Source organism: Priestia sp. ABM2_011 (assembly GCF_056158845.1).
The window spans coordinates 4,902,501-4,925,249 of sequence record NZ_JBSWUB010000001.1 but is presented as its reverse complement, the minus strand read 5'-3'; the positions used below and the strand labels follow the sequence as shown (position 1 = coordinate 4,925,249).

Annotated in this window: 26 protein-coding genes, 1 rRNA gene and 1 pseudogene (1 of these 28 cut by a window edge); 17 read left to right on the top strand and 11 right to left on the bottom strand. The window is 38.0% G+C overall.

Going from position 1 to position 22,749, the window contains the following annotated elements:
• Positions 1-278: 278 nt before the first annotated feature.
• The 4 genes from ACXAE4_RS25950 to ACXAE4_RS25935 all read right to left on the bottom strand — a co-directional run bounded on the left by ACXAE4_RS25950 (position 279) and on the right by ACXAE4_RS25935 (position 3,403).
• The gene (locus ACXAE4_RS25950) at positions 279-395 is read right to left on the bottom strand and encodes a YfhE family protein (protein WP_013055148.1); all 117 of its coding nucleotides are present in this window, start codon (positions 393-395) and stop codon (positions 279-281) included.
• Positions 396-496: 101 nt separating this feature from the next.
• On the bottom strand, positions 497-1,057 hold the full coding sequence (locus tag ACXAE4_RS25945; protein ID WP_013055149.1) for a GNAT family N-acetyltransferase: 561 nt from the start codon (positions 1,055-1,057) through the stop codon (positions 497-499).
• A gap of 255 nt (positions 1,058-1,312) precedes the next feature.
• Positions 1,313-2,440 carry an amidohydrolase gene (locus tag ACXAE4_RS25940; RefSeq protein WP_475237256.1) on the bottom strand — a complete coding sequence of 376 codons (1,128 nt, stop codon included), beginning with the start codon at positions 2,438-2,440 and terminating at the stop codon, positions 1,313-1,315.
• 60 nt (positions 2,441-2,500) lie between these two features.
• Positions 2,501-3,403: a TIGR01777 family oxidoreductase gene (locus ACXAE4_RS25935; protein ID WP_028412437.1), complete on the bottom strand. Its 903-nt coding sequence runs from the start codon at positions 3,401-3,403 to the stop codon at positions 2,501-2,503.
• Positions 3,404-3,501: 98 nt separating this feature from the next.
• Here ACXAE4_RS25935 and recX point away from each other — a divergent pair, with 98 nt between their 5' ends.
• Positions 3,502-4,311, top strand: a complete 810-nt coding sequence (gene recX, locus ACXAE4_RS25930) for a recombination regulator RecX (RefSeq protein WP_028412436.1) — start codon at positions 3,502-3,504, stop codon at positions 4,309-4,311.
• A 107-nt stretch (positions 4,312-4,418) separates the two neighbouring features.
• Here the strand turns inward: recX and ACXAE4_RS25925 are convergent, their stop codons facing one another.
• Positions 4,419-5,072, bottom strand: coding sequence for an SDR family NAD(P)-dependent oxidoreductase (locus ACXAE4_RS25925; RefSeq protein WP_028412435.1), 654 nt, complete (start codon positions 5,070-5,072; stop codon positions 4,419-4,421).
• 82 nt (positions 5,073-5,154) lie between these two features.
• On the opposite strand from ACXAE4_RS25925, the gene ACXAE4_RS25920 reads away from it, so the two are divergent.
• Positions 5,155-5,469, top strand: a complete 315-nt coding sequence (locus ACXAE4_RS25920; protein ID WP_028412434.1) for a YfhH family protein — start codon at positions 5,155-5,157, stop codon at positions 5,467-5,469.
• 84 nt (positions 5,470-5,553) lie between these two features.
• On the opposite strand, the gene ACXAE4_RS25915 is transcribed toward ACXAE4_RS25920, so the two are convergent.
• Complete coding sequence (locus ACXAE4_RS25915; RefSeq protein ID WP_028412433.1) at positions 5,554-5,709, bottom strand: small, acid-soluble spore protein K; 156 nt, start codon at positions 5,707-5,709, stop codon at positions 5,554-5,556.
• A 135-nt stretch (positions 5,710-5,844) separates the two neighbouring features.
• On the opposite strand from ACXAE4_RS25915, the gene ACXAE4_RS25910 reads away from it, so the two are divergent.
• Positions 5,845-6,114, top strand: coding sequence for a YfhJ family protein (locus tag ACXAE4_RS25910; protein WP_028412432.1), 270 nt, complete (start codon positions 5,845-5,847; stop codon positions 6,112-6,114).
• 63 nt (positions 6,115-6,177) lie between these two features.
• On the opposite strand, the gene ACXAE4_RS25905 is transcribed toward ACXAE4_RS25910, so the two are convergent.
• Positions 6,178-7,158 carry a metal-dependent hydrolase gene (locus ACXAE4_RS25905; protein WP_028412431.1) on the bottom strand — a complete coding sequence of 327 codons (981 nt, stop codon included), beginning with the start codon at positions 7,156-7,158 and terminating at the stop codon, positions 6,178-6,180.
• Between the two features lie 242 nt (positions 7,159-7,400).
• Here ACXAE4_RS25905 and mutY point away from each other — a divergent pair, with 242 nt between their 5' ends.
• Positions 7,401-8,495, top strand: a complete 1,095-nt coding sequence (gene mutY / locus ACXAE4_RS25900) for an A/G-specific adenine glycosylase (RefSeq protein WP_028412430.1) — start codon at positions 7,401-7,403, stop codon at positions 8,493-8,495.
• A 34-nt stretch (positions 8,496-8,529) separates the two neighbouring features.
• On the opposite strand, the gene ACXAE4_RS25895 is transcribed toward mutY, so the two are convergent.
• Positions 8,530-8,754 (bottom strand): hypothetical protein, encoded by a 225-nt coding sequence (locus tag ACXAE4_RS25895; RefSeq protein ID WP_014461827.1) that lies wholly within the window; start codon positions 8,752-8,754, stop codon positions 8,530-8,532.
• A gap of 116 nt (positions 8,755-8,870) precedes the next feature.
• On the opposite strand from ACXAE4_RS25895, the gene fabL reads away from it, so the two are divergent.
• From fabL to ACXAE4_RS25870, 5 genes are all read left to right on the top strand, one after another.
• Positions 8,871-9,620: an enoyl-[acyl-carrier-protein] reductase FabL gene (gene fabL / locus ACXAE4_RS25890; protein ID WP_028412429.1), complete on the top strand. Its 750-nt coding sequence runs from the start codon at positions 8,871-8,873 to the stop codon at positions 9,618-9,620.
• Between the two features lie 97 nt (positions 9,621-9,717).
• A complete protein-coding gene (locus ACXAE4_RS25885; protein WP_475237251.1) occupies positions 9,718-10,116 on the top strand; it encodes a gamma-type small acid-soluble spore protein in 399 nt (132 codons plus the stop codon).
• A 189-nt stretch (positions 10,117-10,305) separates the two neighbouring features.
• A complete protein-coding gene (locus ACXAE4_RS25880) occupies positions 10,306-10,566 on the top strand; it encodes a YgaB family protein (RefSeq protein WP_014461824.1) in 261 nt (86 codons plus the stop codon).
• Between the two features lie 195 nt (positions 10,567-10,761).
• Positions 10,762-11,298: a nucleoside tri-diphosphate phosphatase gene (gene ntdP / locus ACXAE4_RS25875; protein WP_013055163.1), complete on the top strand. Its 537-nt coding sequence runs from the start codon at positions 10,762-10,764 to the stop codon at positions 11,296-11,298.
• 169 nt (positions 11,299-11,467) lie between these two features.
• Complete coding sequence (locus ACXAE4_RS25870; RefSeq protein ID WP_013081549.1) at positions 11,468-13,219, top strand: ABC transporter ATP-binding protein; 1,752 nt, start codon at positions 11,468-11,470, stop codon at positions 13,217-13,219.
• 35 nt (positions 13,220-13,254) lie between these two features.
• On the opposite strand, the gene ACXAE4_RS25865 is transcribed toward ACXAE4_RS25870, so the two are convergent.
• A complete protein-coding gene (locus ACXAE4_RS25865; protein ID WP_028412427.1) occupies positions 13,255-14,343 on the bottom strand; it encodes an FUSC family protein in 1,089 nt (362 codons plus the stop codon).
• Positions 14,344-14,670: 327 nt separating this feature from the next.
• A complete protein-coding gene (locus ACXAE4_RS25860; RefSeq protein WP_028412426.1) occupies positions 14,671-15,969 on the bottom strand; it encodes a glutamate-1-semialdehyde 2,1-aminomutase in 1,299 nt (432 codons plus the stop codon).
• Positions 15,970-16,171: 202 nt separating this feature from the next.
• Here ACXAE4_RS25860 and ACXAE4_RS25855 point away from each other — a divergent pair, with 202 nt between their 5' ends.
• The 6 genes from ACXAE4_RS25855 (at position 16,172) to perR (ending at position 20,478) form a co-directional block, all read left to right on the top strand.
• A complete protein-coding gene (locus ACXAE4_RS25855) occupies positions 16,172-17,185 on the top strand; it encodes an ABC transporter ATP-binding protein (RefSeq protein WP_028412425.1) in 1,014 nt (337 codons plus the stop codon).
• A complete protein-coding gene (locus ACXAE4_RS25850; protein ID WP_013055168.1) occupies positions 17,178-17,969 on the top strand; it encodes an ABC transporter permease in 792 nt (263 codons plus the stop codon). Before ACXAE4_RS25855 ends, ACXAE4_RS25850 begins: the two co-directional genes overlap by 8 nt.
• Positions 17,970-17,978: 9 nt before the next feature.
• Positions 17,979-18,764: an ABC transporter permease gene (locus tag ACXAE4_RS25845; protein ID WP_013055169.1), complete on the top strand. Its 786-nt coding sequence runs from the start codon at positions 17,979-17,981 to the stop codon at positions 18,762-18,764.
• A 92-nt stretch (positions 18,765-18,856) separates the two neighbouring features.
• A complete protein-coding gene (locus ACXAE4_RS25840) occupies positions 18,857-19,249 on the top strand; it encodes an ion channel (protein WP_013081554.1) in 393 nt (130 codons plus the stop codon).
• Positions 19,250-19,318: 69 nt separating this feature from the next.
• Positions 19,319-19,789 (top strand): thioredoxin-dependent thiol peroxidase, encoded by a 471-nt coding sequence (gene bcp / locus ACXAE4_RS25835; protein ID WP_028412424.1) that lies wholly within the window; start codon positions 19,319-19,321, stop codon positions 19,787-19,789.
• A 254-nt stretch (positions 19,790-20,043) separates the two neighbouring features.
• Positions 20,044-20,478, top strand: coding sequence for a peroxide-responsive transcriptional repressor PerR (perR, locus tag ACXAE4_RS25830; protein WP_013055172.1), 435 nt, complete (start codon positions 20,044-20,046; stop codon positions 20,476-20,478).
• Between the two features lie 22 nt (positions 20,479-20,500).
• On the opposite strand, the gene ACXAE4_RS25825 is transcribed toward perR, so the two are convergent.
• The gene (locus ACXAE4_RS25825; RefSeq protein WP_014461817.1) at positions 20,501-20,860 is read right to left on the bottom strand and encodes a YgzB family protein; all 360 of its coding nucleotides are present in this window, start codon (positions 20,858-20,860) and stop codon (positions 20,501-20,503) included.
• Positions 20,861-21,082: 222 nt separating this feature from the next.
• Here ACXAE4_RS25825 and ACXAE4_RS25820 point away from each other — a divergent pair.
• Together ACXAE4_RS25820 and ACXAE4_RS25815 are read left to right on the top strand one after the other, a co-directional pair.
• Positions 21,083-21,948 (top strand): annotated as a pseudogene (locus ACXAE4_RS25820) (nucleotidyltransferase-like protein).
• Positions 21,949-22,291: 343 nt separating this feature from the next.
• Positions 22,292-22,749, top strand: a 16S ribosomal RNA gene (locus ACXAE4_RS25815); it runs 1,094 nt beyond the window's last position.

The window sequence follows — 22,749 nt, the reverse complement described above, 5'->3', positions numbered from 1 at the left end:
CACATTATTCACATTTTTTCAGAAAATTCACATAAAAATTACCCACTGTCATTTCAAGTTATGAGAGCGGTAATATACATATCTGATAAAGTTATGCACATTATCCACATAATTGTGGGTAAACTTTGTGGATATAGTAAAGTATTAAAAAATCGTAAATCATACGTATGAAATCTTCGCGTTATTATCTTTACATAATATAAAACGTCCTTCCGATACACAGTGTACAGAAAGGACGTTGGGATGATCAAGCGTTGGATAGAGATATTTTGCCTCACTTATTTTTTCGTGTAGCCGCCTGCACGGTCTGCTTTTTTAAACTCGCGGCCGTAATAGATTTCTTGAGCGCTACTTAACGTATTTTTTGCGTTTTCTTTTCGTTTTTTTTCAGACATAAAAAAACCTCCAATTAACGTTTTTCGATCATGCTACTTATTTTTTCCAGAATCTCTCGTTTTTAATCATAAAAAAAGCTCTCCGTGTAACGGAGAGACTCTTACGCTTCTTTAAGCTGGTGATCTTCTTGAACGTCTTGTTCGTGACGCAGGTAGTATAATGTATACAAGTCTTTTGGAATTTCGTATAAATCATATACGTCTTCATGTTGATTAATTTCATCGTATAAAGCTTTGTGTGTTTCATTCGCAAGTACTGCATAAGGCAGTTTTTCGGCAGCCTTAATAGACCTGATGTTGATTTTGCGGATTCGCATAAAAATTCGCTCTATATTTAACTCAAAGAACAGTTCATTAAAGAACGCTTCTTTTGCAATTTGATTATATCCTTTTCCATGAAACGGTTTGCCAAGCCAAGTGCCTAAAAAACCAGCTTGATCCTGTACATCAAATAAATTAATGGTGCCGATAGGGTTACCCCATTCATCTAAAATCGTGCGAGAAATAATTTCTCCATGATCTTCTGCTTCCATCGTTTGTTTAGTCACAAATAAAAATTCTTCATAGGAATGGGCTTTATGACGAACAAAAGGGAAGACATCAGGATGTACCATGAGTTCGTATAGAGATTGACAGTCATTTAGGTCACGTTTTTTTAACATAACTTTTCCCTCCTGATCGAGGGTATATACAGACTCCAATCAAGTCCCCACCCTCGAAATTTTTTAATAATTAAAAAAATTTCGGGGTGGGAATCGAACCCACTAGAACCAGTTACCTGGTGGCGCACCATTTGCCTTCCCATTACAAGTCAACAAACATAAAAAGTCAACGTGTGATGTTTATGCTTTTGTGAAATTCACATGCTTCTAAACGTATCATACTAAAAAAAATAAAAAAAGAAAATAGGTAAAATGTTAATTTTTTTTAAATAATATTTTACCATCTATCATGGTGAAAATAGGCTTTGCTAAGTAGTGAAAGGGATGATGGCTCCATAGCACTAAATCAGCGTCTTTTCCTGCTTCGATACTGCCGATTCGATGATCAATACGGAGATTCCGAGCAGCAGTAATCGTGATGCCTTCTAATGCTTTTTGCTCTTCGAGTCCTTCACGTACGGCAATGGATGCGCAAATATTTAAATACTGAATAGGCGTATAAGGATGGTCCGTTGTAATGGAAACTTCTACTCCTTCATTGCAAAGAGCTTGATAGGTTTTCCACGTTTTATTCTTAAGTTCAACCTTTGAGCGGCGTGTTAAAGTTGGACCTACGCTTACTTTTAAATTTCTTCCACCCAGCTCTTTAGCAATTAAATGGCCTTCTGTACAGTGCTCAATACGGACGTCTAAATGAAATTCATCTGCTAAGCGAAGAGCTGATAGAATATCATCGGCTCTATGAGCATGAATCCGAACTGGAATTTCTCTATTCAGTGCTTGAGTGAGAGGTTTGATGCGCAAATCATCTTTGTTGTCACTGCTTGCTGCGTGATAAAATGCTTCTCGCAGCATCCCCATAATACCCATTCGCGTAATCGATTCTTTATTGCCGTGGCTGTGAATTCGTTTTGGATTTTCTCCTAGCGCAATCTTAAGTCCAGCTGTCTCTTGAATTAACATTTGAGAAATGCTTGTTCCAGCTGTTTTAATAACGGAAGTTGTGCCTCCAATCACATTTGCACTTCCTGGCATAATGTGTACAGACGTAATACCCGCTTCAATGGCATCTTTAAACCCAGGATTTAAAGGATGTACACTGTCAAAAGCTCGGATATGTGGAGTCATAGGTTCAATGGTTTCGTTAGCATCATTCCCGGCCCAGCCGGTTCCTTCATCATATAATCCTAGATGTGTATGAACATCAATAAATCCAGGGAATAAATAACGCTGTTTGCAGTCAATGACTTCTACTCGAAGAGGTGGCTGCAATTTTGGCCCAATTAAAACAATTTTTCCATCTTGAATGAGCACATCACTATTATAAATAGGTTTTGACGTAATAGGATAGAGCGTTGCATTTTTTAAGAGAATGGTTTTCATAAAGTTACTCCTATCTATCGGCAGCTTAGTCACCTGTTTTAGGGAAATAACAGAAAATAACTAGAGTAAATCTCGCAATGCATCTTCTAATACAGTATATGTAAAAATGTAATTCTGTTGAATCAATTTTTCAGGTAAAACGCGCTGTCCCTTTAAAATAATCATACTCATTTCTCCCATCAGCAGCTGAAGGCCAAAGCTAGGTACGGGCATCCAATGAGGACGATTCAACACTTTTCCAATCGTCTTTCCAAACTCTTTCATTTGAACGGGATTTGGGGCAGTGACGTTAACAGCTCCCTCTATTTGTTCGGTATGAATACAATAATCAATGATCTTCACGACGTCTTGAAGATGCACCCAAGACATCCACTGTTCTCCGGAACCGACTGTTCCTCCTGCAAATAATTTATAAGGAAGGGCCGTAGAAGGAAGTGCTCCGCCATCTTTTCCTAATATAACGCCGAATCTTGTTAAGACAGTACGAATATTGAGTTCCATGGCTTTTAGCGCTTCATTTTCCCACTTTTTTACCGTTTCAGCCAAAAAGTCTGTCCCGATCGATGGAGAAGCTTCTGTGAACGTTTCTTTCGTTGATGTCCCGTAATAACCAACGGCGCTTGCATTTACATAAAGTGACGGTTTTTCGGGTAAAGAAGCCATAATGCGAAGAATTTCTTGAGTAGAAGAAAGGCGACTTTCCACGATGGCTTTTTTGCGTTCGTCCGTCCAGCGGCCGCTGTTAAGTGAAACGCCAGCTAAATTGATAAAAACGTCTGCTCCTTCTACATGCTCTTCAGGTTGGCTGTTTTCTTGCATCCACTCTACATATTTAAGTTTCGGATCTCTTGCAGCTTTATCTGCATTGCGTGTTAAAATATATACATAATGTTTTTGTGTTAAAAAATGTTTTGTTAAAGCTTTACCTACGAATCCAGTTCCTCCAGCAATAACAATTTTCATACGAACTTCCTCCTTTATTGAGATAAATAAAAACGTGTATGATACGTTTGGCGGTTCTTCAGCCATCAATTTAAATAAGAAATATGAGGTGAAGGTTAATGCCTGTTGTCACAAAGATCACGACGCAAAAGAATAGCGGTGAACGTTATAATGTGTATTTAGATTACGGTAAAGGTGAAGAGTTTGGCTTTGGTGTTGACGAAAATGTCCTCATCAAATATGACTTAAAAAAAGGTCGTGAGCTTGATGAATTTGAATTAACGGAAATTCAGTACGCAGATGATGAGAAAAAAGCTTATAATTTAGCGATCACTTACTTATCTTATCGAATGCGCTCTGAAAAAGAGGTACATGATTATTTAAAGAAAAAAGAAATTAACTCTACTATTATTCAACAAGTTATTCAGAAACTAGTCAGCCATCGTTATTTAAATGATGAAGAGTTTGCAAAAGCATTTGTGTTAACTCAGATGAACACAACACCAAAAGGACCAAATGTGATTCAAAGAGAATTAAAAGAAAAGGGGATTTCTGATTCCATTATTACCCTTAGTTTATGTGAATACCCTGAAGAACAGCAAATTCAAACTGCTGTAAAATTAATTGAAAAGTTAAAAGGGAAATATAAAAAATTATCTCAAGTAATGATGAAACAAAAAATGGAACAAGCATTGGCAGTGAAGGGCTATTCGTTTTCTGTTATTCAAGAAGCATTTCAGCGAACGGATACAGAAAAAGAAAGCGATGAGGTTTGGGAAGCTCTGCAATATCAAGGAATGAAAGCTCATCGTCGTTTTTCAAAGTATGAAGGCTGGGAATATCAGCAAAAAATGAAGCAGGCTCTTTATAGAAAAGGATTCTCCATTGAACAAATTCAATCATTTCTAGATTCTATTGAAGAGGAATAGAGCGGGGAAAAAAGTATGTTAGTTGAAGGAAATCCGAACGATGAATCGAGATTCTTGATAGAGAATCCAACTCGTTCGGATTTTTTTATTGTGATGCTTCAATCTTTTTAAAACAAAATATCTTCTGAGTCATTCTGCTGTTTATAAATAATCTCAGCGATTTCTGAAGCTGAGCGCAAGCGGCTTTTATCTTTAATGTGGTTGTTGTGATCCCAAAAAGGAGTATTCATGCCTCCCATATAAGCTGCCGTCACATGAAGGTTGGTATCTTGGTACTCCACTTTTAAACTTTCTGTAAATCCCCTTACGCCAAATTTACTTGCCACATAGACGCTTTCATTGGCTTTCCCTCGAAGTCCTGCAGTTGAAATGATATTCATAACTTTAGGTTCAGGTCTCGTCAAGAGATGAGGCATAAGCGCTTGCGTTAAAAAAATAGTTCCTTTTACATTTGTATCGATGACTTCATCGATTGCTTGTTTTGTATAATCTGTCAAAGGACCAAAATGTCCAATGCCTGCGTTGTTGATAAGGATATCTACTGAATGCTGCATCAGCAGTTTTTCTACAGATTTTCCTACTTCTTCATACTGTGTAATATCTACAGACATCGTATATACGTTTTCTCCTAGCTCATGCTGCGCCTCAGTTAATTTCTGTTGATTGCGTCCAGCTAGAATGACGTTGCAGTCTTTTGCGTAAAGTTTTGCGAGTTCTTTTCCAAGACCCGTCGCACCGCCTGTGATTAGCACTGTTTTCATTCCCAAAACTCCCTTTTCATAGTCTCCCTTTAGTTATACCTTTTGTTATAATAAAATGAAAGCAAACAAGGGGGAAAACAGCATGTCTGAAAAACGTTACAGTGATATGACGACGTATGAACTTCAACAAGAAATTGGGTCTCTTCAAGAAAAAGCACGAAAAGCTGAACAGCTTGGCATGGTCAATGAGTATGCAGTATTAGAAAGAAAAGTAACAATGGCTAGATCGTACTTATTGGATCCTGAAACGTTTCAAGCAGGGGAAGTATATGAAATTCAAGGAGATCCGGGTTCATATTTTAAAATTGATTATATGAACGGAGTTTTTGCATGGGGGTTTAGACTTGGCTCACCGCAAAACGAAGAGGCATTGCCTATTTCCATGTTGAAAAAATAAAGGGACGAACAAGCAGCACGAAGTGTGCTGCTTGTTTGATATCTATATTCGCTTTACTTTTAAACAAATAAGCAAAGCAAGCGGTTATTCTTCGCGCTCATTAGAAGCATGCATACGTTCTTGCGGATGCGTATTGATCGTTCCATTTGCACGTTTTGAAGCGTATTCTGCTTTTGCTCGAGGTTCGCCTTCAAACTTAGTATGATGTTGGTTTGTAAAATCTTTTGCTTTATTGCGCATCGATACCTCTCCTTTTACAACAGAAAGCGTTGCGGTTATGATATAGTACATGAGGGAGTGAATAACTCCGCATTTATAGTGTAAGTTAAAAGTGCAAACATACTCATAAAGAATTTTGGTAATCGAGGTGTTCTTATGAACGATATATTCGAAAGATTAACGAATCAGCTATTAAGCAAAAATAGTTCGCTTTCATACGCTCAAGCCCGTACATGGGTCGAACTTTTCTGGGAAGATTTTGAGTCATCTTACGCAAAAGCAGGATATGATTATAAAGGGAAAGAAGCGACGGAAAAGGTTGTTACGATGTACATCAACAGCTACGGTGACAAACTTCATGAAATCGCGGTTAAAAACCCTAAATATCAGCATTTATTAAATAACGATGACTATTTAAAACATTAAATAAAAACGAACCGTCTTCTCAAGACGGTTCGTTTTTGGGTTTCATATTTGTTCTTGTTATGATTAGTGCGGGAGGTAATCAAGCTTTTTACGCAATTTTTTCTCACTGAAAATCCAACCAGTGTACGAACAAATAATATTTAAATCGTAATCAAGCTGGACCACGGCTACAAATGGATAGTAGTCTTTGCTGCGGTAGCGTAAATCAATAAAGCGCACTTCAATGTGGTCGTTATATTCGTCCAGTTCCCATCTATAAATAGGTGAAAAGGAAAGAAAAGCAGATAAATTTTCATCTTTTTTCGCTACTTCAATTACGGCCGATTCAGGAATTGGAACTTTATCAAACGTATCATAAATAAAAATTTCTTCTCCGATTGCTCTTCCTACATGAAAGTACTTTTCGGTCGTCACGGCTAAGTGCCAGTGAGTGAAACGCAGCGTAGGAGAGATATTGAGCTTGATAACATCAGGAAACTGTTTTCGAAGCTTCTTGGCGATTTGGTGGCGCATATAAAAGCGCAGTCCATAGTAAAACGCCAATAACACATATAGCGTAATGAATGTTGGTCCTGGCTCTGCTCCAATAAACCAGATTAAAATTGCGAGCACGTGGGCTGAGAAAATCACGTAATCAAACGTGTTGATTACGCCAAGAGCAATCCATTTATTTGTGAAAGGCCGTAAAGCCTGCGTGCCATAAGCGTTAAAGATATCAACAAAAACGTGAATAATGACGCCTGCAAAGGTCCACATCCATAGGTGCAGCAAGTTAGCTCCTGGCAGCAGAAGCGAAAGAATGAACACGATAAGCAAAGGCCATAAAATAACAGCCGGGATAGAATGTGTAATTCCACGGTGATTGCGGATATACTGTGCATTATTTCGCAGCTTTAAAACAGTGTCTAAATCAGGTGCTAATGACCCGGCCATTACGCCAATCATCACAGCATCCATTGTGGCTGTATTCGCAGATACAGTGGGGTCTAATGTTGCAAGGCCGCCCAGAGCGATTCCCATTGCAATGTGTGTACCAGTATCCAGAGCGAACTCCTCCTTTGTAAGATGATGACGATCTTAGATTATTCTAATTCAGCATGAAAGCTTGATTTAACGCAAAAAATCTCATTTTATTATTAACGCAGCAAATCGGCTGTTTTTATTCATTATTTGAACAATTCATTTTACTATTCATATTTGTAGTTGTTATAAGGTTATCATAAAGTTACTAAGATTCAAAAAGCAACACATTGTATATGTATAGTTAATACCTCGGAGGCTATGACGTGAAACAAAGTAAAGATATTGTACAAAATTTTGATATTCAAGCATTTCAAAATGACTTAATCTCTTGGTTTGAGCAGGAACAGCGCATTTTACCTTGGCGTCAAGATCAGGACCCTTATAAGGTGTGGGTATCTGAAATTATGCTTCAACAAACGAGAGTAGATACGGTCATTCCTTATTTTAATAATTTTATTAGCAAATTTCCCACTATCAAAGACTTAGCTTATGCGAATGAAGATGATGTGTTAAAAGCGTGGGAAGGATTAGGCTATTATTCTCGTGCCCGTAATTTGCAAACTGCGGTTCGAGAAGTTCACGAACAATACGGGGGAGAAGTTCCAAATACGCCAGCAGAAATCTCCAAACTAAAAGGAGTGGGTCCTTATACAACAGGGGCCATTTTAAGTATTGCATACGGAGTGCCGCAGCCTGCTGTAGATGGAAATGTCATGCGTGTGCTATCGCGCATTTTATCCGTTTGGGATGATATTGCAAAACCGAAAACAAGAAAGTTGTTTGAAGAAATCGTGCATGAAATTATTTCAACAGATAATCCTTCCTATTTCAATCAAGGTATGATGGAACTTGGTGCCATTGTCTGTACACCAACTTCTCCTTCCTGTTTGTTATGTCCAGTTCGCGAACACTGCCGCGCTTTTGAAGAAGGAGTGCAGAATGAGCTTCCCGTTAAATCAAAGAAAAAAGCGCCGCGTGCTCTTCAGCTTGCTGCAGCGGTGATTAAAGACGGTGAAGGAAATTATCTAATTCATAAGCGTCCAAGCAAAGGACTTTTAGCTAATCTATGGGAATTTCCAAATATAGAAGTAGATCTTAGTATAGCGCCAGATCATCAGCAGCTTCAGGCATTTATTCAAAACGAGTACGGAGCTGATATTAAAATTCATGCGCCGTTTACCACAATTCAGCACGTGTTTTCTCATATCGTCTGGAACATCACAGTATATGAAGCAGAGCTTGCAAGTGATATCAGTGCATTAAAAAATTTGAAAGTAGTTTCTGAAAAAGACTTAGAACAATATGCATTTCCGGTTTCCCATCAAAAAATCTTAAAAGAATATTTGCTTGTTAAATAAAAGAAGCGTGGATAAACTCCGCGCTTCTTTTTATTTAATCATATGATACGTGCGTGCCGTGTGTATAATCTGCTTCGTGGCGCTGTAACCCGCCTCGTGCTTCAATTTCTTTAATAATTTGCTGATGAATACTTTGTCCTTCAGCATTTAAATACGGCGTCATTTGCTGTAAAGAGTGATGGAAAAACGCAAGCTCGCTGTCTTTCCACTCGCTTTTAGAAATCATTGAAAGAGCCGTCATGTCTCGACCTACATACATTCTATTCACCTCGTTCATTTTATCAAGTTTTATCTATTTTCCCTATATTACTTGTTTCTTATGCGATAAAATCAGTACAATGTAAAGATAATATGATACATAAGGGAGATGACATCATGTCACAAAAGGTAGCACTAGTTACGGGAAGCAGCAGAGGTATTGGTAAAGAGATTGCCTTACGTCTTGCTAAAGAAGGATACGATATTGTATTAAACTATGCACGAAGCAAAAGTGCAGCGCAGGAAGTAGCCGAAGAAATCAAAGCATTAGGCAGAGAAGCATTAGTTGTTAAAGCAAACGTAGGAAAAGTAGAGAAAATTAAAGAAATGTTTGAGCAAATTGATGACGCATTCGGTCGCTTAGACGTATTTGTAAGTAATGCAGCTTCAGGAGTTTTACGTCCTATTATGGAATTAGAAGAAACTCACTGGAATTGGACAATGGACATCAATAGCAAAGGATATTTATTCTGTGCACAAGAAGCGGCTAAACGTATGGAAAAAGTAGGCGGAGGAAAGATTGTTACCATCAGTTCGCTCGGTTCTATTCGCTATTTGGAAAATTATACAACAGTAGGCGTGTCAAAAGCTGCTGTAGAAGCATTGACCCGCTATTTAGCAGTGGAGCTTGCTCCAAAAAATATTGTGGTAAATGCTGTATCTGGAGGTGCTGTGGATACAGAAGCATTAAAGCACTTCCCAAATCGTGATGAACTGTTAGATGATGCGCGCAAACATACTCCAGCTGGTCGTATGGTGGAGCCAAAAGACATGGTAGATGCAGTGATGTTCTTAGTCTCCGATCAAGCAAATATGATTTGCGGTCAAACGCTTATTATTGACGGAGGGCGTTCACTTTTAATGTAAGGTAAATGTATTTTGTGCTTGCGCTTTAAAATACTGAAAAAAGTTTGCATACCCTATTTACCTCCCGGGCATATTAATTTTCGTGGAGGTGATTACAATGGCAAAACAAACTAACAAAACAGCATCTGGTACAAGCACACAACACGTGAAAAACCAAAATGCTCAAGCATCTAAAAACAACTTCGGTACTGAATTTGGTAGCGAAACAAATGTACAAGAAGTGAAGCAACAAAATGCACAAGCAGCGGCAAACAAAAGCCAAAATGCTCAAGCATCTAAAAACAACTTCGGTACTGAATTTGCTAGCGAAACAAGTGCTCAAGAAGTGAGACAACAAAACGCACAAGCAGCGGCAAACAAAAGCCAAAATGCTCAAGCATCTAAAAACAACTTCGGTACTGAATTTGCTAGCGAAACAAGTGCTCAAGAAGTGAGACAACAAAACGCACAAGCTGAAGCAAAGAAAAACCAAAACGCTGGTAAATACCAAGGTTAATATCAAAAGCGAACTTAACGTCTTTCAAACGGCGATGTTAAGTTCGCTTTTTCTTATATAAAAAGCAACAAAGTATGACAAAACTTCTTGAAACTTTACACAACTCGTCAAAGGAATCTGTCTCACCTAAACAGAATGTTAACAGAAGTGCCGCGTGTATGGTTAAAGCAAATAGGGAGGAGCTATCGTATGAAAAAATTTGATCAGCTAGTGACTCAACAATTGGAGACCATGGATCAACTTCTGTTTTTGCAGTCTGAGATTGAGCGCTGTCAGGAAATCGAAGGTGAACTAGTAAAACTTCATGAAGAAGCAAAACTTCATTCTGTGCAAGATGAAATTAGTGAAATGAAGCTAAAATTAAAAGAGATTCAATTGACGTTTGAAGCACAAACCGAAGACATTATTCGTACATATAAAAGTGAAGGGGCTTGCTCTACACTTGCTTAATGAACATTGATGTGTCACTTCCTCTCTTTTTTAAGGCTGCTAAGCAAAGGAAAAGTAGGGGGAGTGACTTTTTTGAACTCAAGAAGGTTAGCACATTTGTGTTAAAATGAGAGAGAAACCGTTATAATAAACATAAGACAAATGGAGACGTTATATGAATTTTTTTAAGTGCTAAAATGAAAGTAGGTATTGGAGATGGGAATTCCGGTGGAAGGAGAAACAATTCAAATACACAGCTACAAGCATAATGGACATATTCATCGCGTGTGGGATCGGACAACCGTATTAAAAGCAACCAATAACTTAGTGATTGGAGGAAATGATCGTACAGTCGTTACAGAATCAGATGGACGAACATGGGTCACAAGAGAGCCGGCAATTTGTTATTTTCATGCTCAGCAGTGGTTTAACGTCATTGGGATGATCCGTGAAGATGGAATTTATTATTACTGCAATATCAGTTCGCCGTTCATTTATGATGACAATGAAGCGCTCAAATATATTGATTATGATTTAGATATTAAAGTCTATCCAGATATGACATACACCCTTCTTGATGAAGATGAATATGAGAAGCATCGAAAAGAAATGAATTATCCAGAAGTGATTGACCGTATTTTACATAATCACGTCGAGGAGTTAAAAGGTTGGATTCGACAGCGAAAAGGCCCGTTTGCTCCAGATTTCATTGACATTTGGTATGAACGTTTTTTAACATATCGGCATTCTTGATGAATGAGCTAGAGAACATTATGTTAGGCCGTCTAAAGCTGACTGTTTGATATAATGTTCTTTTTGGCGTTATGGTCGCCATCTTTTAGAAGAGATAAAAGCACTAAAAAATCGACGCGTGTACATATACTAAGAAAGCTTGCCCTCATAGATAGAAAGGGGAGATTTTATGGGAAGTATAAGACGCTACATGAAGTTTGTACAGCCATACAAATGGCAAATTGTCGGCACTGTCTTAATTGGTATTATTAAATTTGCTATTCCTTTATTAATTCCGCTGCTTTTGAAATATGTTTTGGACGATATCGTAAATGGACATGGCATGTCTTCCTCTGAAAAAGTTCATAAAATGGTGACGATTATGGGGATTTCGTTTGTTATATTTTTAGTGTTAAGACCTCCCATTGAATATTACAGGCAGTATTATGCTCAGTGGGTATCGAGCAAAGTATTATATGATATTCGGGATCAGCTGTTTAGCCATATTCAAAAGCTTAGCTTGCGTTACTATGCAAACACGCGAGCGGGTGAAGTGATTTCACGAGTCATTAATGATGTAGAGCAAACAAAAAACTTTGTTATCACAGGCTTAATGAACGTATGGCTTGATATGATGACGATTGTAATAGCCATTGTGATTATGTTTACGATGAATGTACCTTTAACACTGGTATCGATTATTTTGCTGCCGGTTTATGCGTTCTCTGTAAAATATTTTTACAGTCGTCTGCGCCATTTAACGCGAGTCCGTTCGCAGGCTTTAGCGGAAGTACAGGGTCACTTGCATGAAAGGGTTCAAGGAATCTCTGTTATTCGCAGCTTTGCTATTGAGCCTCATGAGCAGAAACAATTTGATAAGCAAAATTCAAATTTTCTACAAAAAGCAATCAATCATACGAATTGGAATGCCAAAACATTTGCAGTAGTGAACACCATTACCGATTTGGCACCTTTAATCGTGATTACATTTGCTGGATATCAAGTCATCACAGAAAGTCTTAGCGTAGGAACGATGGTAGCATTTGTGGCCTATATTGACCGCTTGTATAATCCGCTTCGCCGCTTGGTCAATTCATCGACTACGCTCACGCAGTCTGTTGCATCTATGGACCGGGTGTTTGAGTTCATTGATGAAGAATACGATATTACAGACAAGAAAGATGCAAAAGAATGTACTGAGCTTCATGGAAAGGTGCAGTTTGAGCACGTTTCATTTGCTTATGAAGAAGAAGAAAAACCTGTGATTCATGATATTAATTTAGATGTAGAAAAAGGAAAATCCGTTGCGTTTGTTGGAATGAGCGGAGGAGGGAAATCCACGCTTATCAGCTTAATTCCGCGCTTTTATGATGTGACAGAGGGGAAAATTCTCATTGATGACATTGATATCAAAACCTATAAAGTACGCAGCCTGCGAGATAAGATTGGAATCGTCCTGCAGGATACGGTGTTGTTTAGTGACACGGTTAAAAACAATATACTGCTTGGAAAGCCAGGAGCGACAGATGAAGAAGTAATTGCTGCGGCAAAAGCCGCAAATGCCCACGATTTTATTATGAATTTGCCCGAAGGATATGATACAAAAGTGGGAGAGCGGGGAATGAAGCTATCAGGGGGACAAAAGCAGCGTATTTCCATTTCGCGCGTATTTTTAAAAAATCCAGCTATTCTTATTTTTGATGAAGCCACTTCAGCTCTAGATTTGGAAAGTGAGCACTATATTCAAGAAGCATTAGCTGAACTAGCAAAAGACCGTACGACTTTCATTGTAGCCCACCGTTTATCTACAATTACTCATGTTGATGAAATTGTACTTTTAGAAAATGGAAGAGTAGTCGAACGAGGTTCTCATGAGGAGTTAATTAAGAAAAAAGGTCATTACTATCAGCTCTTTAACGTTCAGCAGCTTGATACAATTTAAAAACACCACCTATTGTCTAACAATAGGTGGTGTTTTTAATCTTCTTGTCGCTGATGATTAATATCAAATGAGTTATCATCTTTGTGATAGTTTTGGAACGTATCAATCAGCTTATCAAGATGCTCTAACTCTTCACTATACTCAATGATGACGGAAATTAAAGGGAAGATATGATAAATAATCTTATTCTCTTCATCATTATCGTATATTTTGTACTGCATAAATTTATCGATTAAAGCTCGTTTTCCAACGCAGGCTTCGTTTGGTACAGTAGTGGTTGGCTGTACGCGTAATTTCCCAATGAATTTTAATAATACTTGCTCATGATACATTAACAGGCACTCAACTTCAGATTTGATTAAATCTTGAAATTGCTGCGGCATGACTTGAAGGTCATTTTCCACTCGATGAAGTAGTTTCAGGGTTGTAAGAGCGCGTGTTGTAACGGTAATCATTTGACGAAATAAAACGAGCTTGCGTGACTTAACAAAACGTTTTTTGGTTGAATAAGTGCGTTCTTCTTTGTAAAAATCGAAAAGTTGATTCATTTTAGCCACATTGTCTTTCATTTTTTCAATGTCTTCTTTTAACAATGTGTGCTCAGATGCGTGATAAAGATTCATGCGAATCCATTTAATAATTTCTTCCGTTGTGCTTACAATTTTATAATACAGCTTTGTTTCATACTTTGGCGGAATAAAAATAAGATTGACAATAAATGCTGAGAATACCCCAAGTAACACTGTACCAAAGCGTATAAGCGCATATTCAACGAAATTATCTCCTGGATTTTCCATGATTGCAATTACTGTCACAAGCGCAAGCCCAATTGTATTATTAATACGTAATTTTAAGTTGACTGCGATGACAACAACAGCGGTAAAACCAATAATGATGGGGTGGGTACCAAAAATAAGTCCAAAACAAACTGCAGAAGCAGCTCCAATCACATTCGCCTGTATTTGCTCCAATATTGTTAAATAAGATCTGTAAATAGACGGTTGAATTGCAAAAACTGCCGCAATTGCCGCAAATATTGGAGATGGTAAACTTAGAAATTCACCTAATAACAATGAAAGTGTAATGGCAATTCCCGTTTTTAAGATGCGGGCACCAAGTTTCATGTGCGTTCGTAGTTCCTTTCTGTAAAAAAGTTTTTTCGTTATGAAGAATGTTCCCCAAAACAAATGATAAATTGCAAAAATCAATCCTTCTTTATTACATAACCTGTTGGAAATAATATAAACAATAACATACTATACAAGGTTTAAGAATGGATATCAAGAGAAAACAAGCAGAAAAATAAGGGTATTTCTCGGGATTTTTCGACAGGATGACAAAAAGGAGATGACGCGTAAGAAATGGTTATGAAAGGTGGGAATGTTCTATAAGGAAACCCAAAGGCAAGATAAAAAAGCACTCATTTTCAAACGAGTGCTTTAGAGTAAAAATTAGCGTTCTTCACTTAACTGTTTAAATGCTTTTTCTACAGCTTCTAAAGTGTCGGTAATATCTTTTTCTGTATGAGCTGTAGTAAGGAACCATGCTTCATATTTCGAAGGAGCTAAGTTGACGCCTTGGTGGAGCATTAGTTTAAAGAAGCGTGCGAATAATTCGCCGTCTGTATTTTCTGCTTGTTCATAGTTTTTAACCGTTTCTGTTGTAAAGTAGAGAGTAAGAGCGCCTTTTAATCGATTGATCGTAATAGGCATGTTATATGTACGAGCATGTTTTAAAATACCTTCTTCGAGCATCGCCCCTAGCTTATCTAGCTGTTCATAAACACCTTCTTGCTTTAGTACTTCCAGGCAAGCAATCCCAGAAAGAATAGACGCTGGGTTTCCTGCCATTGTACCTGCTTGATAAGCCGGTCCAAGCGGCGCCACTTTTTCCATGATTTCTTTTTTACCGCCGTAGGCTCCGATTGGAAGACCTCCGCCGATGATTTTTCCAAATGCAGTCAGATCAGGTTTTACACCAAGTAAATCTTGAGCTCCGCCGTACATAAAGCGAAATGCTGTAATCACTTCATCATAAATAACAAGTGCTCCAGCTTCGTGAGTTAATTCGTTAACTTGTTCTAAAAAGCCAGGTTCTGGCTCAACAATTCCGAAGTTTCCAACGATTGGTTCTACTAAAACAGCTGCAATTTGATCGCCCCATTTTTCTAATGCTTCCTTGTAAGGCTCAATATCGTTAAAAGGAACTGTGATGACTTCATTAGCGATACTTTTTGGTACACCTGCAGAGTCAGGAGTTCCGAGCGTAGAAGGGCCAGATCCAGCTGCTACCAATACAAGGTCGGAATGGCCGTGATAGCAACCTGCAAATTTAATGATTTTATCGCGTCCAGTATAAGCGCGTGCTACACGGATTGTTGTCATAACTGCTTCTGTTCCAGAGTTGACGAAGCGCACTTTATCTAATGCGGGCATCGCTTCTTTGAGCATTTTAGCAAATGTGACTTCATGAGCAGTTGGCGTACCGTAAAGAACACCAGTTTCAGCTGCTTTTGTAATAGCTTTCGTGATATGAGGATGAGCGTGTCCTGTAATAATAGGGCCGTAAGCTGCTAAATAGTCAATATATTTATTTCCATCGACGTCCCAGAAATAAGCTCCGCTTGCCTTTTCCATTGCAACAGGCGCTCCGCCTCCTACGGCTTTATATGAACGTGAAGGGCTGTTAACGCCGCCTACAATATGTTCGAGCGCTTCAGCGTGTAATTGTTCTGATTTTGTAAATTGCATGTTATGCCTCCTAATGAAAAGTTCAACTTCTTTATTCTATCAAACTTATTTGTTTCTTGAAAAACATTCGAGAACGTGTATGATAGAAATTTGTGAGCTAACTGCTAGAAAATAGTTCCTCATCTCGCAGAGGAGTTGCTAGCAAGGGCGCCGGAAACAATAAAAGAAACCACTAATACGTCGACGTAACGGAGGGAATACAATGAAAAATGCTATTGAGGTGAATCAACTTCGGAAAGAATTTAAAGCCTATTCTAGCCGCTCTGGCCTTAAAGGGGCATTCCGGGACTTATTTACCCGTAATTATAGAGTTATGAAAGCTGTGAACGATATTTCGTTTACCGTAAAACAAGGGGAAATGGTAGGTTATATAGGAGAAAACGGAGCGGGGAAATCGACCACAATCAAAATGCTGACAGGAATCTTAACTCCTACTTCAGGGGAGATTACCGTAAATGGAATGAATCCTCATAAAGAAAGGGAGAAGTTTGCCCAAACGATTGGAGTTGTTTTTGGTCAACGCTCTCAGCTGTGGTGGGATATTGCCGTACAAGAATCTTTTCGCTTGTTAAAAAAAGTATACAAAGTGTCAGATGAAGATTATAACGCTCATATGGAACATGTTATTCAAACGTTAGATATTGGACCGCTGCTAGATAAGCCGGTGCGAAAGCTTTCTCTAGGTCAAAGAATGCGCTGTGAGCTGGCTGCTGCTCTTATTCATAATCCGCCGCTTCTATTTTTAGATGAACCGACGATCGGTTTAGATGTGCTGGTTAAATTAAAAATCCGCCAATTTTTAAAAGAAATTAATGAAAAATATAATACGACGATTTTGCTTACGACACATGATTTAGCAGATATTGAAGCTTTATGTGAACGCGTTGTAATGCTCGATGAAGGCAGTATTATTTATGACGGATCACTGCAAAAGCTGCGTTCGAATTGGGGAGACCTTAAACAAGTCACGTTTGAATTTGGAACCGCGCCAAATAAAGAGCAGTTGAAGCTATTGACGCAAGGGATGCCTGTTAACTGGATTGAAGGTGATCAAAAATATTTGTGGACAGCGCAGCTTCAAAATAAAGGAGACTTACTGTCACAGCTGATTGCTAAAGTGGTGGCAAAGCACGAAATCAGTGATATTAACATTGAAGAAATTTCAACGGAAGAAATCATCCGCAACATTTATGAAGAAGGTGTTGTGAATGGATAAATATATAGAGATGATACGCATTCGCTTTTTAATGATGCTGGCGTATCGGACGAATTATTACAGCGGAATATTGATTTATGCGATTAATATTGGTGCTTACTACTTTTTATGGTCCGCTATTTATGGAGGAAAAGAGAATATTCAAGGGTTATCCATTACCCAAATGACAACGTATGTAGCCGTTTCATGGATGGCAAGAGCCTTTTATTTTAATAACATTGACCGTGAAATGGCAATGGAAATTAAAGATGGCAAGGTGGCAGTAGAGTTAATTAAGCCTTATAGCTACCTTGGTATGAAAACAATGCAAGGACTGGGAGAAGGGATTTTTCGGCTGCTGTTTTTCTCAGTGCCCGGTATGATTATTGTCGCGTTTTTATTTCCAGTACAGTTCTCAGCCAATGCCGCAACATGGCTTTATTTTGGACTGTCTTTAATTTTTAGTTTCATTATTAATACACAAATTAATTTATTAACGGGTATTACTACTTTCTTTCTCTTTAACAATGACGGACTCATTCGAGCGAAGCGCGTTGTTATTGATTTGTTTTCAGGACTTCTTCTGCCCATCAGTTTCTATCCTTTATGGGCGCAACATATTATGAGCTATTTCCCTTTTCAGGCCATTAGTTATATTCCGAGCATGATTTTCACAAATGGATTTAAAGGGCAGGAAGTAATAAATGCTCTTATTACACAAGCAGTTTGGTCAGGGCTTCTATTTATTCCTATTGCGTGTTTGTGGAACATAGCGAAGAAAAAAATGGTTATTCAAGGAGGGTAGTCTATGAAAATGTTTTATTTTTCGATTTTCTTTCAGTACATTAGTCAATATATGAAAACAAGGCTTCAGTATCGCACCGATATGGTAGTTGAAATCATTTCAGACTTATTGTTTCAAACAGTTAATTTGATTTTTATTTTAGTTGTATTTGGACATACTCAGTCGCTGCACGGATGGTCACGAGAGGAAATTATCTTTATTTATGGTTTCTTTTTGGTCCCTTTTGCTATTTTTTCGTCTTTCTTTAACATTTGGGATTTCAACGAGCGCTACATTGTTAAAGGTGAAATGGACCGAATTTTAACGCGGCCGATTCACAGTTTGTTTCAAGTTATTTTAGAGCGGATGGAACTGGAATCATTGTTTGGTGGTATCACAGGGATTGCCGTAATGGCTTATGCTGCGTCTTCTTTACATCTTCATTTCCAGTGGTATGATGTTTTTATTTTTCTATTGTTTATTTTAGGAGGAGCGCTTGTATACGCAGGAATTTTCATCGCCTTAGCAAGCATAGGCTTCTGGTCGGATGCCAGGACCTCTATTATGCCTACTATTTATAATATTGGAAACTACGGAAGGTATCCTGTAGATATTTATAACAATGTCATCCGATATGTTTTAACGTGGATTCTTCCTTTTGCATTTGTAGGCGTATATCCAGCTGCTTATTTCTTAGGAAGGTCAGAATGGTACGGATATGCATTTTTAACCCCGGTGATGGGAATCGTCTTTTTTGTAATCTCTATTTTCTTATGGAATACAGGTGTCAAAAAATACAGAGGAGCAGGCAATTAAATGCCTGCTCTTTTTCGTGGCTTCTGAGTAGTAATGAATGGACAAGGATGCGCGTATAGTGGTAGTAGAGTATAAATTAAAGGAGTAGAATGATGGTTATTTTTCTAATCCTCGTTATCATTGTTTTTGTAATTGGTAGTATGAAGTTTCTTTTTGAAAAAGAACTTGGAGAATTTCATTTTTTCTCAATTGGTCATTTCTTTGTCTTGTTTTATTCATATATCACAGTTTTATTGGGGTTTAGCCTTATTTATACAGTGTGTGAGATGGGAAGTATTCCAGTGTTAAGCGGAGGGTTTGAACATGAAGGTCATTACTTTTATACGCTGTTTAACAGCATGTATTTCAGCGCAGCGACGTTATTTTCAGTAGGATACGGAGATATGTATCCGGTTGGAATTGGGAAATTATTTGCAACTTTTGAAGCGTTTATCGGCTACATTATGCCTGCAATCTTTGTGATGCGAACTGTTACCCGCACTTAAACTTGTCATCTTATCTAATATTGGGTACGCTATTCAAAGAAAATGAAAAGCGTAAAGGAGCAGATAAATATGACAGCTGTAGTTGGAGAAAAAGCACCCGATTTTGTATTAATGTCTACAAATGGAGAGCAAGTATCACTCGCTTCGATGAAAGGAAAAAACGTTGTGCTGTATTTTTATCCGAAAGATATGACGCCAGGCTGTACAACGGAAGCTTGTGATTTCAGAGATCAGCATGAAAATTTTGAAGAGCTAGATGCGGTGATTTTAGGAGTGAGCCCGGATCCAATCGACAAACACCATAAGTTTATTGATAAGCACGGTCTCCCATTCTTGCTTTTAGCTGACGAAGATCACAGCGTAGCTGAAGAATATGGAGTATGGAAACTGAAAAAAAACTTTGGAAAAGAATATATGGGCATTGAACGCTCCACTTTTATCATTGATAAAGAAGGAACGCTCGTAAAAGAGTATCGCAAGGTTCGAGTAAAAGGGCATGTGGAAGAAGCTTTATCATTTATTAAAGAAAAAATGGCATAAAAACAGGCAGATAACTAGAGCAGTTTTAGTCTTTGAACATACAATATCAGTGTAGGGCATACCTCCTCAGATGTTAATATATTTAAAAGTGTGGATTGATTTCCACACTTCTTTTTTTGCATAACATATATGAATAATTTCTACTTATTACATAAAATAGGAATAGGCATCAAGTTGACAAAACGTGGGTAAAACATGTAGACTAATTATAAGAATTATAAAGTAATAATACTTATAGAAGAGGGGTGCATGACGTGTCAAATCATTTACAAGAAGCCCTTGAAACGTTAAAAGGTACTGGCGTTCGTATTACACCACAACGTCATGCTATTTTAGAGTATTTAATCAATTCTATGACACACCCAACAGCAGATGATATTTATAAAGCGCTGGAAGGTAAGTTTCCAAATATGAGTGTAGCAACCGTTTACAATAATTTAAGAGTATTTCGCGAAGTAGGTATTGTAAAGGAACTAACATACGGTGATGCATCAAGCCGGTTTGATTATGTTACAACAGAGCATTACCATGTGATTTGCGAAAGCTGCGGAAAAATTGTGGATTTTCATTATCCTGGTTTAGACGAAGTAGAAAAGCTGGCTGCTCATATTACTGACTTTGATATTAGTCACCACCGAATGGAAATTTACGGAACGTGTCCTGATTGTACGGCTAAAAAAGCGCATTAATAAGCTGATAGTAGTGATACTATCAGCTTTCTTTTTGTTTTTTTCTATTATACTTTTCATCGAATTGTTTTCCTTCAAGAGACCGGTCAAGCGTAAGCGGCTCGTTGCAATACATACACATATCTACGCGCCCTAGCATTTTGGTTTGCTTTTGACATGTAGGGCAGGTTACTTGAACTGCTTTTGTAGAAAGCATGCCAATCCAGAAATAAACGCCGGTACTAGCTACGATGCACAGTAAACCTAAAAGCATAAAAATAGTCATTAGCCAGACTGAAGACCGAAAGAAAATTCCCCCATACATAACAATGAAACCAACAAAGATCAGGCTGAGTGCAAACGTGCGAATCTTGTTAATTTTATTTGAATACTTTATCCCCATCAGTATCCCCCCTGTTACCAATATATCATAGAGTGAGACAGTGAATGGTAATAAAAATTGAATCTTCGGAAAATTATCCGTAGTTTTTGAGCTTTCTGAATGATTTCCATAATTCTGAGTGGGATATCCGTTATACATCGTATATAATAAAAAAAGAAATCTTAGTCCATAGCCTTTAAAATTTTGAAAAATATTTGTCTATTACAGTTAGGAGAGCTCAAAATGGAAGATGTTTTACGGCCAATATATCAAGAAAGAGCTAGCAATAAAGACACACTCGGTATTTTACTGATTGAAAAAAAGAAATCAGAATCTCCAGTGACGGATAATTTGGATGCTATCTTATTTATTGTGACCAAAACCACAGAAACTTCTCTTTTTATTAAACAATACGAATATGAAAATGAGCGTGCTGCACTTTATATGGCTTCTGAACAGCAAATGAGTGAATGGATTATGAATGGGACGAACCGCCGTATTATTGATTGGATCTTAAATGGTAAAGTGCTATTTGATCGAAACGAATATATGGAAAACTTAAAGAAACGCTTAATTGATTTCCCTAGAGAGATCGGACAAAGAGAATAGGTGTCGAGTTTGCTAAGTTGATTCGCCGATTTAAAGAAGGAAAAGACTTTTATGCGTCTAATCATTATTTAGATGCATTCAATCATGTCATTCATGCTCTTCATCATTTAGCACGACTGTCTGTGTTGGAAAATGGATTTCACCCAGAAGTGACAGTGTGGAACCAAGTGAAAAAAATAGAACCTGAAATTCATCGTCTTTACGAAGAGCTAATTATTAGCCAAGAAGAGGTTAGCAAGCGTTTGGAGCTGCTTTTCTTAGCAAGTGAATTTCTAGTCAATAAAAAAACTGAATTGGGTGCGAAGCATCTTGTTCATATTATGAAAAGTGAAAAGCAGGAATGGACGTTTAATGAACTTGTTCACCATCCCGAAATACGCCCTTATGCTATTGACTTAGGAATACTCCTTGAGTTTTTAATTGAAAAAGATATCATTATGGTAAAAAAAGTAGAAACCAAAGGAAAGAGTTTGTACCATAGACACTATGTGGCGAAATGATAGAGAGAGAAAGGGTATCTGATACGGTATGGTTATGACGTATAGATGCCCTGACACATGATTTTATAGTCTGGATAAAAGGTTTTTCTAAAAAAACACGATTTATTTTAAAAAATCTATTGACGCTTTAAAATATCCGTGGTAAATTTATATACGTCGCTGATGAGCGATACTAAATTTATCAAAAACTTGAAAAAACTTCTTAAAAAAGTTGTTGACAAGAAAGAGATAAACTGGTAAGATTAAAAAGTCGCTTAAGAGCGGCGCTTGAACTTTGAAAACTGAACAAAGCGACAAACGTCAACGTTAATTTTTATTTTTTAAAATGAGCAAGTCAAACATTTCTTCGGAGAGTTTGATCCTGGCTCAGGATGAACGCTGGCGGCGTGCCTAATACATGCAAGTCGAGCGAACTGATTAGAAGCTTGCTTCTATGACGTTAGCGGCGGACGGGTGAGTAACACGTGGGCAACCTGCCTGTAAGACTGGGATAACTTCGGGAAACCGAAGCTAATACCGGATAGGATCTTCTCCTTCATGGGAGATGATTGAAAGATGGTTTCGGCTATCACTTACAGATGGGCCCGCGGTGCATTAGCTAGTTGGTGAGGTAACGGCTCACCAAGGCAACGATGCATAGCCGACCTGAGAGGGTGATCGGCCACACTGGGACTGAGACACGGCCCAGACTCCTACGGGAGGCAGCAGTAGGGAATCTTCCGCAATGGACGAAAGTCTGACGGAGCAACGCCGCGTGAGTGATGAAGGCTTTCGGGTCGTAAAACTCTGTTGTTAGGGAAG

Bases quoted from the DNA above. Each gene is read 5' to 3' on its own strand.
- ACXAE4_RS25950 (WP_013055148.1), bottom strand. From the start codon at position 395: ATGTCTGAAAAAAAACGAAAAGAAAACGCAAAAAATACGTTAAGTAGC.
- ACXAE4_RS25945 (WP_013055149.1), bottom strand. From the start codon at position 1,057: ATGTTAAAAAAACGTGACCTAAATGACTGTCAATCTCTATACGAACTC.
- ACXAE4_RS25940 (WP_475237256.1), bottom strand. From the start codon at position 2,440: ATGAAAACCATTCTCTTAAAAAATGCAACGCTCTATCCTATTACGTCA.
- ACXAE4_RS25935 (WP_028412437.1), bottom strand. From the start codon at position 3,403: ATGAAAATTGTTATTGCTGGAGGAACTGGATTCGTAGGTAAAGCTTTA.
- recX (WP_028412436.1), top strand. From the start codon at position 3,502: ATGCCTGTTGTCACAAAGATCACGACGCAAAAGAATAGCGGTGAACGT.
- ACXAE4_RS25925 (WP_028412435.1), bottom strand. From the start codon at position 5,072: ATGAAAACAGTGCTAATCACAGGCGGTGCGACGGGTCTTGGAAAAGAA.
- ACXAE4_RS25920 (WP_028412434.1), top strand. From the start codon at position 5,155: ATGTCTGAAAAACGTTACAGTGATATGACGACGTATGAACTTCAACAA.
- ACXAE4_RS25915 (WP_028412433.1), bottom strand. From the start codon at position 5,709: ATGCGCAATAAAGCAAAAGATTTTACAAACCAACATCATACTAAGTTT.
- ACXAE4_RS25910 (WP_028412432.1), top strand. From the start codon at position 5,845: ATGAACGATATATTCGAAAGATTAACGAATCAGCTATTAAGCAAAAAT.
- ACXAE4_RS25895 (WP_014461827.1), bottom strand. From the start codon at position 8,754: ATGTATGTAGGTCGAGACATGACGGCTCTTTCAATGATTTCTAAAAGC.
- fabL (WP_028412429.1), top strand. From the start codon at position 8,871: ATGTCACAAAAGGTAGCACTAGTTACGGGAAGCAGCAGAGGTATTGGT.
- ACXAE4_RS25885 (WP_475237251.1), top strand. From the start codon at position 9,718: ATGGCAAAACAAACTAACAAAACAGCATCTGGTACAAGCACACAACAC.
- ACXAE4_RS25880 (WP_014461824.1), top strand. From the start codon at position 10,306: ATGAAAAAATTTGATCAGCTAGTGACTCAACAATTGGAGACCATGGAT.
- ntdP (WP_013055163.1), top strand. From the start codon at position 10,762: ATGGGAATTCCGGTGGAAGGAGAAACAATTCAAATACACAGCTACAAG.
- ACXAE4_RS25870 (WP_013081549.1), top strand. From the start codon at position 11,468: ATGGGAAGTATAAGACGCTACATGAAGTTTGTACAGCCATACAAATGG.
- ACXAE4_RS25865 (WP_028412427.1), bottom strand. From the start codon at position 14,343: ATGAAACTTGGTGCCCGCATCTTAAAAACGGGAATTGCCATTACACTT.
- ACXAE4_RS25860 (WP_028412426.1), bottom strand. From the start codon at position 15,969: ATGCAATTTACAAAATCAGAACAATTACACGCTGAAGCGCTCGAACAT.
- ACXAE4_RS25855 (WP_028412425.1), top strand. From the start codon at position 16,172: ATGAAAAATGCTATTGAGGTGAATCAACTTCGGAAAGAATTTAAAGCC.
- ACXAE4_RS25850 (WP_013055168.1), top strand. From the start codon at position 17,178: ATGGATAAATATATAGAGATGATACGCATTCGCTTTTTAATGATGCTG.
- ACXAE4_RS25845 (WP_013055169.1), top strand. From the start codon at position 17,979: ATGTTTTATTTTTCGATTTTCTTTCAGTACATTAGTCAATATATGAAA.
- ACXAE4_RS25840 (WP_013081554.1), top strand. From the start codon at position 18,857: ATGGTTATTTTTCTAATCCTCGTTATCATTGTTTTTGTAATTGGTAGT.
- bcp (WP_028412424.1), top strand. From the start codon at position 19,319: ATGACAGCTGTAGTTGGAGAAAAAGCACCCGATTTTGTATTAATGTCT.
- ACXAE4_RS25825 (WP_014461817.1), bottom strand. From the start codon at position 20,860: ATGGGGATAAAGTATTCAAATAAAATTAACAAGATTCGCACGTTTGCA.